Raw genomic sequence first — 12,795 nt, 5'->3', positions numbered from 1 at the left:
TGGGTCGCAGGTATCTCCGGACATGCTCCGGCTGCCAGGGATCGCTGACCGGCTCCGCCCCGGCCGCCAGTCAGGGAATGCACCAGCCGTCGGGCCTTCGCCCCGGACCGGCTTGGCAAGGTCCGTCCCGGATATTACACTGCCAGGCATGAGCAACGGAAAAGAACCCCTAATCCCTCCCGGCCCCGAAACACCGGGCTTCCAGCGGCTATACCGAATCGTCAGCCAGCTCCGATCCCCCCAGGGCTGTCCCTGGGACCGGGAGCAGACCCCGGAGAGTCTCCGGGCAGGTCTCATCGAGGAGGCATACGAAGCCGTGGAGGCCATCAATCACCGGGATCTACCCCATATCCGGGAAGAACTCGGGGATGTAATGCTCATGGCCGTCATGATCGGCCAGATCTATGAGGATCAGGGTGATTTTACTGTTCAGCAAATCCTCCACGAGGTGAGTGAAAAACTCATCCGCCGGCATCCCCACGTATTCTCCCACGCCCAGGCGGACCACCCTGACGAGGTTGTCCGTCAATGGGATCAGATCAAGGAAACGGTAGAGGGTCGGCGCAAAAAGGATTCCATCCTGGATTCAGTCAGTCAGGCCCTTCCTCCCCTGGAGCGTGCCTACAAACTCCAAAAAAAGGCCGCCAAAGCCGGCTTCGACTGGACCGAGGCCGAACCGGTTTGGGACAAGATCCAGGAAGAATTGGAGGAAACCCGGGAAGCCTGGAAGAACCGGCAACTATCCCCAGCTCCCCAATCCCCTTCCGGAACCGCCTCTCCATCCGCCGGCTCCTCCCCGGAGGAACAGACAAAGAATCAGGATCACCTGGAAGAAGAACTGGGAGACCTGCTGTTCTCTGTGGTCAATGTCGCACGGTTCCTTCATATTGACCCCGCCATCGCCCTACACCGGGCGAATGCAAAATTCTCCCGCCGCTTCCGGGGGGTGGAACAGGAAATGAAGGCCCAGGGCGTCCCCATGGGCCCCCAGGAGTTTCAACGGATGGACCGGCTCTGGGACCAGGTAAAGCAAAACGAAGACTAACCCTGACTACCGTCGATCCGGCTGACCGTCCGCCGGGCTCTTTATACTATCCTGGTTCCCTCCCCCATCAACAATACCCTCGGGGTCATGCCCGAAGGGCACAGCCATGGTGCATGGTTGTTTCCTATAGATTCATCTTCACGGGGTGGTCCACCCGAGGTGTAACGCTGCAATCTTTGGCCAACTAGAAATTTTTCCCATAAGGTTTGTATACTCAACTTGACATTTTGTATTGTCGGCTTTACATTTGGTATAGTATTTCTGTCAGGAATAATATTCATACCGAGCAGCCCCGGGGTATCCGGAACTCCGGGAGCTCAGAAGGAGCGAGATATGCGGAAAGTTATAGGAGTTCTGATCATCCTCTTGGGAATGGGCCAGATGTTCGCGGGAGGAACCTCCGAAGAGGGGTCCATGAAGAAGGATGATACCATGATGCAGGAAGAGGCCATGGAGAAGGACGATGCTATGATGATGAGCGCCATGGCCATGAAGATGGAGTACACCACCCCCGAAGAAGCCGCCATGTATGCGGAAACCGGCCCCACCGTTTTGCTGTTCCTAGATGACAGCGAGGAATCCATGGCCGCAAAGATGATGATTGACAATGAGTTTGCCAAGATTCCGCCCCAGGTAACCGTGATTACCGTACCGAAATCGGCCCGGGAGGTGTGGCAGAAGTACGAGGTGAGTTCCGGTGGAACCTTTATCCGCATCGACGCGATGGGTATGGCCGCGGAACGCTGGACCGGCGGCGGGGTTGAGACCCTGGTGATGCACACCGACGAGGAGATGTAAATGCTTTTACTGGCGGGATTTGCCTTTCTTTCAGGGATTATAACCATCCTCTCGCCCTGCATCCTACCTGTGCTCCCGGTCGTCTTGGCCGGGGGCTCCGGGGGCGGCCGAGCCAGGCCCTGGGGGATTATCCTGGGGTTCGTATTGAGCTTCACCGTGTTCACCGTTACCCTCTCGGCCCTGGCCGAGGCGACGGGGCTGGAATCCGGGAGTCTGAGGGTCCTGGCGGTGGCGGTATTGGCATTGTTCGGCCTGGTCATGGTGGTACCCCAGCTGAACAGGTGGTTTGAAGCCGGGGTATCAAAACTGGTGACCCGCTTTCAGCCCCGTCAAGGACGGGTTGGGGGGTTCTGGAGCGGGGTTCCCCTGGGTATGAGCCTGGGTATTCTGTGGACGCCCTGCGTGGGCCCCATTCTGGCCTCGGTCATCACCCTGGCCCTGGCAAGTTCCATTGATGCAGGAGCCTTTGTAATCACCCTGGCCTACAGTCTGGGTACAGCAATTCCCATGTATTTTATTATGGTGGGGGGCCGGGCACTACTTCGTCGGGTTCCCGCTCTGAGCCGGCATAGTCAGGGAATCCGGCGGGGATTCGGGGTGGTAATGATGGCCATGAGCCTTGTTATTGCCCTGGGCTGGGATCTGCGGTTCCAAAGCGCCGTCCTGGATGCATTCCCGGGATATGGAAGCAACCTCACCGCCTTGGAGCAGAGCGATGCCGTTAACCAGGCCCTCCGGGAACGGGAGGATCAACTCCTGGAACAGAACGACCAGTACAGCCAGGAGGGCGTCTTCGCAGGGGTGGATACGGATCTAAGCCGGGAGGCGGTGGCGGGACGCTACGGCACGGCCCCGGACCTGATTGCCCAGGGCCCCTGGATCAACAGCCGGCCTCTAACCATGGATGCCCTGGAGGGACGGGTCGTCCTCATCGACTTCTGGACCTACAGCTGCGTCAACTGTATACGAACCCTGCCCTATCTCCAGGACTGGTATCGGAAATACCGGGCCCACGGCTTTGAGCTTATCGGCGTCCATTCCCCGGAGTTTTCCTTTGAACGAAGCCTGGAAAATGTGAAAAAGGCGGTGGAAGATCAGGGAATCACCTGGCCGGTGGTATTGGACAATAATTTTGCCCAGTGGCGGAGCTATAAAAACCGGTTTTGGCCTGCCCATTTTCTGATTGATGCCCAGGGCCAGGTACGGTTCTTCACCTTCGGTGAGGGCGACTATCTGGAAACCGAGAGAATGATCCAGAGCCTGCTCATTGAGGCGGGCTACTCCCCCCCTACAAGCCTGGGCCCGGTTTCGAATCAGGAATATGCCTCGACCCCGGAGATGTACCTGGGCAGCCGCAGGGCGGAAGGGTTCCAGGGCACCCCCCCTCTGGCCTTCGGTGAGCAGGAATTCAGCCCCCCTGAAACCCTGGACCTCCACCATTGGTCCCTGGAGGGTCTGTGGAAGATTACCCCGGAATACGCCGAGGCCGCCGGAGACTCATCCCGGGTGACCCTCGCCTACCAGGCCAAGACGGTGAATGCCGTGGTAGCAGCCCCGGCGGGCGGAACAGGGACTATTGCCATTTCCCAACCCGGGGATTCCGAAAGCCCCAGTATAACCGTGGATGCCAGCCGAATGTACCAGCTGGTGCAGCATCCCCGGACTCAACAGGGGGAGATTACCCTGACCCTGTCCCGGGGAACGCGGATCTACACCTTTACCTTTGGAGGATAGCTATGATCAATCAGATTTCCATACCAATCAGACGGGCGCCAGCTGCCTTCCTGGCTGCTGCCCTGGTACTCTTGCTTCCCGGACTGGGTACAGCCCAGGGGAACCCCCCGGAACAGCAGGACAGAACCTCCGTCCAGCCCGAATCACTCCAGCCGACCCAGGGGCCCGAACAACTCCGGACGGCCGTGTTCGCCGGGGGCTGTTTTTGGGGGGTGGAAGGCGTGTTTGAACACCTGCGAGGGGTGCATAGGGCGGTTTCTGGCTATGCCGGCGGAGAGGCACGGATGGCAAACTACAACGCGGTTAGCCGGGGAGTGACCGAACACGCCGAAGCGGTTCTCGTTGAATACGATTCCCAGGTCATCAGCTACCAGGAGTTGTTGGATGTCTTTTTTCAGGTGGCCCATAATCCTACCCAATTAAACTACCAGGGTCCGGACCGGGGAACCCAGTACCGGTCGGAGATATTTACCCTCTCGGAGGACCAGGAGAGGATGGCAAGCCGAGCCATCACCGACCTGGAACTCAGCGGGGCATTCGAATCACCCATAGTAACCGTCCTTTCAATGCTTGAAAGCCCCGAAGAATTCTACCCAGCCGAGGAATACCATCAGGATTTTATGAGGAAGAACCCCGAGTACCCCTATGTGGTATACTGGGACTGGCCTAAAATAGACCATCTGAGGCAGGCCTTTCCCGATCTCTTTCTTGATGTCCAGTGGCGTTAGCGTATACAGTGGAGCGGTCATGGCACAGGAAACCGTGGGTAATACAATCAAAATTCACCGCCAGATGGCAGGGCTGACCCAGGAGGATTTTGCCCAGCGTATCGGTGTAACCCGGCAAACCATCATTGCCATGGAAAAGGGCAACTACGTACCCTCGGTTTTGTTAGCACTGAAGATTGCCCGGGAATTCGAAAAGCCCCTGGAGGAGATTTTCTATGTTGATGAGTCTGGGTGAGATTATTCTGTCGGTACTGATGGTGGTATTATCGGTGGTCAAGCTGGATCCCTTCGGTTGGAGTATGCCGACCCAGCTCCAGATGATCATTCTCGGGCTGCTCATCGGTGCCTTCGGATTGTACGCGGGGCTCCTGTACCGGGAACGGCCCCAGGATGAACGGGAAGCGAGCCACCTGCACCGGGCAAGCCGCTTGGGCTACATGGCCGGGGTGGCCACCCTGGTGGTAGCCATTGTGGTGCAATCCCTGAATGCCAGTCTGGATCCTTGGGTAGTCATAACCCTTAGCGTGATGATTGTGGCAAAGCTGGTGTCCCGGATTGTAGAACAGCGCCTGCATTGATGAGCGCCCCTCAACCCAGCCTGCCCGGCCGCCCGGTCCTGGAACTCACCAACCAGGAAGCCCGACAGCACGTTCTCTCCCGGTTCGCCCACCGGTATTGTGAATCCGTCCACCAGGCGGTACAAAACACCGGTTATATTCAGATTGATACCATCCACGTCATCCAGCGGGCCCACCACCATGTTCTGTACACCCGGGTTCCGGGTTACCATCCCCGGGACCTGGACGCGGCCCTGGAAAACCGGCAGATCTTCGAGTACTGGGCCCATGCCGCCGCCTACCTGCCCATGGAGAAGTACCGCTTCAGCCTTCCCCGGATGCAGCGCATCCGCCGCCGGGGGCATGAGTGGTTCCAGGCAAACCGAAGGATTGTGGAGCATGTACTGAACCGGATAACCCAGGAGGGTCCCCTGATGGCCAGGGATTTTGAAGACCCCCGGGACAAACCCGGGCAGTGGTGGGACTGGAAGCCTGCGAAAATCGCCCTGGAAGAACTGCTCCACCAGGGGATACTCATGGTCCGAGAGCGCCGGTCCTTTCAGAAGGTCTTCGACCTGGCCGAACGTATCCTGCCCAGCCATATCTCCACCACCCCCCCGAACCCCAAGGAAATGGCCGGCTACCTCATAGACATGACCCTGAAAAACCAGTACATCAGCCGCCTGCCCTTCCTGACCAGCCAACACAAGGACGGCCGCAAGCACCTCGTCCAGACCCTGACAGACGAGGTGGAAGCCGGCACCCTCCTCCCCCTGACTATTCAGGGCGAACCGGGATGGTACGCCCGGCCGGAGCTTCTGGACCCGCCGGTGCTTCTGGACCCGCCGGTGCTTCTTGACCCAACCGGTCGTCTGGACCCACCTGAACTTCCTGACCCACCGAATCTTCCTGACCCGCGCCTGCCGACGGCCTCACCGAATGATCACCCCAAGAACTCCGACCCCTGGCTTTGCATCCTCTCCCCCTTCGACAACCTCATCATTCAGCGCGCCTGGGTGGAGGCCCTTTTCGACTTCTCTTACCGGATCGAATGCTACCTTCCCAAGGAAAAACGCCGCTACGGGTATTTCAGCCTGCCCCTGTTGAGCCACCGCGGCTTCGTAGGAATGGTGGACCTCAAGGCCCGAAGAGCAGAAAAGGTCTTAGCCGTTCAAGCCGAGCACTTGGATGGAGAGTTTTTTTCCCATGGTGATTCCAATGCCATGCTCACAGCAGCCCTGGAGGATTTTGCCCGGTTCAACGGCTGCCATACCCTGGAGCGCCCCGCCCCTGCCGGGTAACCATACCATCCCGGGGCCGGTTAGGACCCCAGAGCCTCGAAGCGCCGGATGAGGGCCGGGATGTAGGCATCGGAGCCATGGTGGTAGGCAGCCACCAGAACGGGATCGGGGGGTATTTCTGCACCCCCTCGGGAAACCAGGGGCGCCAGGACAGCCGCCGCCTCAACGGAGGAACCGGCATTAAAATCACCCCGACCCTCCGGATTCAGGATCAGACCAGCATAGGCTGCCAGGGCGGCGCCCAGGGAGGCGCCGGACCCCGCAACCCGGACCACGGGCCGCTGCCAGAGGGAGGCAACCCGACGGCAGATTTCCGGACTGGCCGAGGGACCGCCGGTAATGGCCAGGGGGCCCGTGGCGGCGGAGAGATGGCGACTGTAATACCAGAGCAGGCCCAGAGAGCTGTCCACCACCCCGGGGTAGTCCCGGACGAGATCGCCCTGAATCCTACCCGTGACGGGACTGGGGGGGAAACTCTCCTCCAGGGGCTGGAACAGGAGGGGGTCCTCCCCGGGGGCGGAAGCGGCCAGGGCCTGATCGGCTGCGGCGAAGTCCTGGGGTTCAATACCGCAGCTCCGGCGCACCTGGTCCCAGACCAAGGCCCCGTTGGTCCGGCAGGCAAAGACAAAGGGCTGGCCGAGGCCGTCGTACATGCTATTGGCGAAACCCCGGGGATCGGTTTGGGGTTCATCCTGGTGAATCATGTACACGAAGCTGGTTCCAAGGCTGAGAAGATCCCCCCAGGTACCTACCTTGGATTGGGGATTATCCCCGGAACCAACACCCACAAGACAATCCGGCGAGAATCCGTACCGCTGGGTAAAATAACTGGCCACCCTGCCGGCCCAGGTAAGGGGATGGGCAAGGCCGCCCAGGCGGTCCTCAAGACCCCGGGCTCCCCCGGGAAGGTCCCCGGCAGCGGCCTCCAGGAGCTCGGAGGACCAGGTGCGGTTTTTATAATCCATGAGGGTCATTCCCGAGGCATTGCCCCAGTCGGCAGGAACATCCGGGTTTCCCGAGAGTACCCCCGCCATGAGGCTGTTCAGCAGCCGGATGGACGCAGTAGCGCCGTAGACCCCAGGATCGGTTAGGGCAATCCGGCGGATGACCGCCCCGGTAAAACGCAGGGGCGAATCGCTGCCCGAAAGAGCGATAACCGCGTCCTTGCCCCCGGACCGCCGGCGCAGATCATCGGCCTCCCGGGATGTATTGCTGGTCATCCAAATGGGGCAGCCGGGGTAACTGAAGGCCGGTTCCAATCGGGTTTTCAGATCCGGGTCCGACGGATTTTGTTGTTCCCCGCCCGGTCCGGCTGACCCGTCGCCCGGTCCGGCTGATTTTCCTGATCCGGCACCCCCTGAAACCGTGGAATTGAGCGCAGCAAACAGCGCCGGCGCCCGGTCATTGAGATAGGCGTGGCCGTGCTGCTGGGCGGAGATTTGAATGGCCGCCACCTCCGAGAGGGCTGCGCCCTGCCCCTTCAGGTCCTCCAGGAGGGCGTCCAGAGCAGCCAAAAAGAGGACTGCGGGCTGTTCAGCCTGCCCGGGTTCCTGGCCGGGGATAATGAGGCTGTGGGGATCGATTCCCAGGTGCTTGGTCCGTTCGTCCCGGGCATAGGCTAGGGAGTGATCGGCCAGTACGCGGTAGCTCCGGGGATTTACCGACAACAGGGTGCCGGTGATACTCTGGGTGCTGATGTCCAATCCGAGGACCAGTGTGTCCCCGGCTGATGGATTACGGTTTGTCATGGGTCGTTCCTTGTATGCCCGTGGTACGGGTAGGGGTACCAGTGCAGGCGTAAAATAGAAAAATCATAAATCCCTCGGGTGAAGGGATTTATGATTAGGTTGTCCGCCCGGAATTCCTGGGGATCAGGTGTATTCCCAGATTCCTTAGATGTAGCGGTTCACGATGCTCTCAAGATACTCCTGACGTCCCGATGCGGGAACATGAACGGGGTCATTGAGTACGGACTTTTCGAGTTCCGCCAGGGTGGCTTTGCCCTGGGCCACTTTTTTACCCAGGTCGCTGTTCCAGCTGGCGTAGCGCTGGGCGTTGAAATCCTCCAATACACCGTCTGTCAGCATGGAATGCGCCGCCTTCAGCCCCCGGGCAAAGCTGTCCATACCGATGATATGGGCTTCTACCACATCCTGAACGGTGTAGGACGGCCGGCGAACCTTCGCGTCGAAGTTCAGACCGCCCCGGTGCAGGCCACCGTTTTTCAGAATCTCGTACATCATCAGGGTGGAGACGTAGAGGTCCGTGGGGAACTGGTCGGTGTCCCATCCCAGGAGGGTATCGCCTTGATTGGCATCCACGCTTCCCAGAATACCGTTGATCCGGGCGAAGTGCAGCTCGTGCTGAATGGTGTGACCGGCCAGGGTGGCGTGGTTTGTTTCAATGTTGAGCTTCACGTGGGGCAGCAGGTCGTACTTCTCCAGGAAGCCGTAGACCGTGGCGCTGTCGGTGTCGTACTGGTGTTTGGTGGGTTCCTTGGGCTTAGGCTCAAAGAGGAACTGGCCGTCAAAGCCAATCTCTTTTGCATAGTCCACCGCCATGTGCATGAAGGCTGCAAGATTATCCAGTTCCTTCTTCATGTCGGTGTTCAGGAGGGTCTCATAGCCTTCCCGGCCGCCCCAGAATACGTAGTTCTCGCCTCCCAGCTCCTTGGTCACTTCCAGGGCCTTGCGCACCTGTCCCGCCGCATAGGCGTACACCTTCAGGTCGGGACTTGTGGCGCCGCCGTGCATGTACCGGGGATGAACAAAGAGGTTTGCAGTGCCCCAGAGCAGCCGGGTTTTGCTGGTTTTCATCAGGGTTTTGGCCAGGCCGACGATCTCATCCAGGTTTTTATGGGATTTTGCCAGGGTCTCACCCTCGGGGGCGATGTCCCGGTCGTGGAAACAGAAGAAGGGAATCTGCAGTTTCTCGGTTAATTCGAAGATGCCCCGCATCTTAATCCGGGCCTGCTCCATGGGATCGGATACCGAGTCCCAGGGGCGTTGGGCGGTGTCAGCACCGAAGGGATCGCTTCCTCCTCCGTTCATGGTGTGCCAGAACGCCATGGAGAACCGCAGGTGTTCGGCCATGGTCTTATCCCCTACTTTTTCAGAGGGATTATAATGCCGGAAGGCCAGGCTGTTGTCGCTATCCGGTCCCTCGAACTTAATCTCGGGAATATTTGAAAAAACTTCATTGCTCATAGTCATCTCCTTACCGATGGGTTTCGTTCTATGGTGTCATAGTAGCCCCATATTCTGCACCAGGACATATACATAATTGACGTGTGATGTGTATAATTGAGGAATGACGATTACCGATGTGGTATTCATTCACACCATGAATAAACCCCAGCTCATTCACTGGCATTCCCGGCGGCATGCTCACGAGGCGGGACAGTATGAACTGCATTATTTCATCCACGGCGAGGGAACCTTTGAAAACAACCGGACCACCCGGAGCATCAGACCGGGCAGTCTCTACCTAACCCTGCCCGGCCAGGTGCATAAGATTCATCCCCGGAACCTGGACCGCCCCCTGTCCTACTATGCCGCCCTCTTCACCCTCCAGGCCGATGAGCCGGTCTACCCCCTGGTGAACGATCCGGGATTCCAGACCCGGTTTCCCCTACGGCTCCGGGGTTCCCAGCGCTTCGTACTGGAGGAGATAAAAAGCAGCTTTTCATCGGAAAACCCCTACCAGCGGGCGGCGGGGGAACATCGCTTGCTCGCCTTTCTCTACCAACTCTACGGTGAGGAGATGCACCGCCGGGGCATGCATGGCCAGCCATCAGACCGGAACACCCCGGATTCCCCGGCATCCGCCCATGATGTGTTGCAAACACCATCGGAGGCGGCGCAAACCGGCCGAACCCCGTCCGCCGGCCCGCACACCAGCCCGGGCCTCCCGGCCCCTGGCACAAACCGGGGAAGCGGCGACTTCCACCTCCAACTGGAACAGGCTGCATCCCTGTTTCAGGAACACCTCTTCAGCCGGATATCCCTGGATCAGGTATGCCAGCGTCTGGACATTTCCAAGGAACACCTCATCCGCCTCTTTAACCGCCATCTCCACACCACTCCCATGCGCTACTACACCCATCTCAAGATCGAGGCGGCCAGCTCCATGCTCATCAATTCCGACCTCAGCCTCAAGGAAATCGCCTGGGAACTGGGTTTTTCGAGCCCCTTTCATTTGTCGAAACGGTTTAAGGAACATACCGGCAGCACTCCCAGCGCCTACCGGAAACGGTATTTCAGGGAAAACCCCACGGGGTACCACACCAAAATCATTGACCCCGAGTTGGAGACCGACCAGGACTACTAGTCTGCCTGTGGAGCAGGGGCATCCTCGATAGTGCGCAAAAGGTTGTAACTTTCGGCCCCGGCGACACAGCCCATGGGCCTACTTATAGGTTGCTCCGCTATATCTGGTGCCGTTTACAACCTTTTGCGCACTACAAAACCCTTCAGCACTGTGACCTGTTCGCCGGCTGTCAGACCTACCTGTCCCAGTTCCGGGGACAGCCGTATGGATACCTACCTCTTCGGCCCGGTTCCCAGCCGACGCTTGGGAATGTCCTTGGGGATTGATTTGGTACCCCATGAAACCTGTACCATGAATTGTGTGTACTGGGAGTGTGGGGCCACCACGGTGTTTACCACCCGAATCAGATAAACAAATACCTGTCGGTCCTGGAAGCCCGGGGAACAATCCAGAGGAACTCCCAAGACCGGGGTGTTTTTTACCGGCTCATCAAGCCCAGGTCATAACCCGCCAGGTTCAGCTGCCTCGGTCAGGCGGTTTCTAGGGATTCTTCCAGCTCCTTGCTGGTGCTTGCCGCATCTGCCTCGCCGCTTCGAGCCTGGCGCTCCGCCTCTCGGCGGTCCACCTCATCCCCCAGTTCATTCAGTATGGAGATAATCCGGCTTATTAGCACAAGCAGGGCTTGGTAATTCTCCTCGAGTTTATCCTCTTCCTCTTCGCTGCGGGATTCCGGCGACGACCCCTTAATCCGGTTCACCAGTTGCGTAATGGTGGCATGAAACTCCCGGTGCAGAGGAACAAACTCGTCGTAGGCCTTAAATCCTTGGAAGGACCGACCAGCTTGACTCTGGGTCCAGGCATGGGTCCAGCAGTCCGTCAGGGCGGTGGACCGAAGTTTTGCCCCCTTGGTATCGCCGTCGATCAACCGGCGTATCTGGATGGCCCAGAAGAGGTGGCGTAAGGCTGCCATGTTGGAGTTCATCGCCGACTCATCCAGATTCAACACCACCTTCTCCAGCTCGTTGATTGAATCCACCCCTTCGATACTCGCCTGGGCCAGGGTCGCCAGAACCTTGTTATTCTGGGAGAGAACCTGATCGATCTTTTCGGAGTTTTCATCCGTGGCATCGCTGGCCTGAAGCAGCTCTTTTAAACCCCGGGACATTTCAGTAACGCTCTCGGCGATCTCCCGGGCGCCCTGCTGGATCTCCTCGGTAATATGCACCAGATCACTGGTGGCTTTGACAACCTCTCCGCTGCCCACGGAAATCTCATCGGTTGCCTGATCGATCTCCGCGAAGGCGTTGGCGACACCGTTTACATCCTCCCTGACCCGTTTAAAGTAGGCGAGGTTCTCGTTCCCCAGATCCTTGGCCTCACCGATCTCCTGGACAATCTGTTTCAGGGTTCCCCCGATGTTCCGGGCATTTTCGGCTGTGGACTCCGCGAGCTTCCGGATTTCTTCAGCCACTACCGCAAAGCCCCGTCCGGCGTCTCCTGCGTGGGCAGCCTCAATGGCGGCATTCATGGACAGGAGATTCGTCTGGCTGGCCACCCCGTTAATCACCTGGATAACAGACTGGACGGCATCCACATGGGTATTGATCTGTTCTATGATCTGATTGGTATGTTCGGCCTGCTCCTCTCCCTTCCCGGCGAGGTCCACCAGCTCTCCGGTTTGGCCCCGGTACTGGTTCGCCACCCGGGAAACACTGTCCAGATTGGCATTCATCTCTTCAATGGATGATGAGGTTTGCACTACTGCGGCTGATTGGGATTCAATCCGCTTAGTAAAACTCTCCAGGGTAGCCTGGGTCTGCTCCACCGCCGCGGAGGTGCTGCGCACCTGTTGGGCCATGGTCTCGGCCTGATCGTCGATCTCGTCCACGCTGGTCTGGATCCGCTGGTTCATGAACAGGGAGGCCCGGATGCTGCTGATCAAATCCTGGGATTGACTGTCGTTATTCCGGATCAGTTCCTCCACAGCCCTCACCGCCTCCTGTTGCTCCTGGGAAACCTCCAAGGCCTGGGCAAGCTGGCGGCGAACCGTATTTGCATTCATAATTAAAAGCCCGATCCCCAGGCCGGTAAACCCCAGCGCCCCTGTAATAAGCAGAACATCCACCAAAACCGAACCGCTGGCTGCAAAAATTTCAATAATCCAAAACACCTGTCCCAGGATAATACTTCCGATAGCCCACACCCGTGCGCTCAGTTTCTTCTTCATGCCTACTCCTTCTGGTTTTCTTCGTGCGCAAAAGCGTGTAACTCTACCCGTTCGCTACCCTATCTCTGGAGCCTGAACCCGGGAAACCCGCTACATCCGGTGTAGATTACAGCCTTTTGTGCACTCTCTATGGGTT

General features: G+C 58.6%; 11 protein-coding genes. 8 read left to right on the top strand and 3 right to left on the bottom strand.

The features are described 5' to 3' along the window. Positions 1–148 precede the first annotated feature (148 nt). The 7 genes from mazG (at position 149) to DC28_RS07860 (ending at position 6,163) form a co-directional block, all read left to right on the top strand. On the top strand, positions 149–1,045 hold the full coding sequence (mazG, locus tag DC28_RS07890) for a nucleoside triphosphate pyrophosphohydrolase (RefSeq protein ID WP_052078618.1): 897 nt from the start codon (positions 149–151) through the stop codon (positions 1,043–1,045). A gap of 333 nt (positions 1,046–1,378) precedes the next feature. Then, positions 1,379–1,843: a hypothetical protein gene (locus DC28_RS07885; protein WP_037547517.1), complete on the top strand. Its 465-nt coding sequence runs from the start codon at positions 1,379–1,381 to the stop codon at positions 1,841–1,843. After that, positions 1,844–3,577: a redoxin domain-containing protein gene (locus DC28_RS07880; protein WP_037547516.1), complete on the top strand. Its 1,734-nt coding sequence runs from the start codon at positions 1,844–1,846 to the stop codon at positions 3,575–3,577. A gap of 2 nt (positions 3,578–3,579) precedes the next feature. After that, the gene (msrA, locus tag DC28_RS07875; protein ID WP_037547514.1) at positions 3,580–4,305 is read left to right on the top strand and encodes a peptide-methionine (S)-S-oxide reductase MsrA; all 726 of its coding nucleotides are present in this window, start codon (positions 3,580–3,582) and stop codon (positions 4,303–4,305) included. A 19-nt stretch (positions 4,306–4,324) separates the two neighbouring features. Beyond that, a complete protein-coding gene (locus DC28_RS07870; protein WP_037547512.1) occupies positions 4,325–4,540 on the top strand; it encodes a helix-turn-helix transcriptional regulator in 216 nt (71 codons plus the stop codon). Next, the gene (locus DC28_RS07865) at positions 4,527–4,883 is read left to right on the top strand and encodes a hypothetical protein (protein ID WP_162180212.1); all 357 of its coding nucleotides are present in this window, start codon (positions 4,527–4,529) and stop codon (positions 4,881–4,883) included. The genes DC28_RS07870 and DC28_RS07865 overlap by 14 nt, the downstream gene beginning before the upstream one ends. Continuing rightward, positions 4,883–6,163 carry a winged helix-turn-helix domain-containing protein gene (locus DC28_RS07860; protein ID WP_052078617.1) on the top strand — a complete coding sequence of 427 codons (1,281 nt, stop codon included), beginning with the start codon at positions 4,883–4,885 and terminating at the stop codon, positions 6,161–6,163. Before DC28_RS07865 ends, DC28_RS07860 begins: the two co-directional genes overlap by 1 nt. Before the next feature lie 20 nt (positions 6,164–6,183). On the opposite strand, the gene DC28_RS07855 is transcribed toward DC28_RS07860, so the two are convergent. Further along, positions 6,184–7,911, bottom strand: coding sequence for an acetate and sugar kinases/Hsc70/actin family protein (locus DC28_RS07855; protein ID WP_037547509.1), 1,728 nt, complete (start codon positions 7,909–7,911; stop codon positions 6,184–6,186). A gap of 144 nt (positions 7,912–8,055) precedes the next feature. Continuing rightward, positions 8,056–9,369: a xylose isomerase gene (xylA, locus tag DC28_RS07850; RefSeq protein ID WP_037547508.1), complete on the bottom strand. Its 1,314-nt coding sequence runs from the start codon at positions 9,367–9,369 to the stop codon at positions 8,056–8,058. 103 nt (positions 9,370–9,472) lie between these two features. Between xylA and DC28_RS15470 the strand changes: the two genes are divergently transcribed. Beyond that, positions 9,473–10,492, top strand: coding sequence for an AraC family transcriptional regulator (locus DC28_RS15470; RefSeq protein ID WP_052078616.1), 1,020 nt, complete (start codon positions 9,473–9,475; stop codon positions 10,490–10,492). A gap of 469 nt (positions 10,493–10,961) precedes the next feature. Here DC28_RS15470 and DC28_RS07840 read toward each other — a convergent pair whose 3' ends face one another. After that, positions 10,962–12,659 (bottom strand): methyl-accepting chemotaxis protein, encoded by a 1,698-nt coding sequence (locus tag DC28_RS07840; protein WP_052078615.1) that lies wholly within the window; start codon positions 12,657–12,659, stop codon positions 10,962–10,964. Between the last annotated feature and the right edge of the window lie 136 nt (positions 12,660–12,795).

This window comes from Spirochaeta lutea (genome assembly GCF_000758165.1).
Classification (GTDB): Bacteria; Spirochaetota; Spirochaetia; order DSM-27196; family Salinispiraceae; genus Spirochaeta_D; species Spirochaeta_D lutea.
This window is presented reverse-complemented; position numbering and strand designations above follow the sequence as displayed.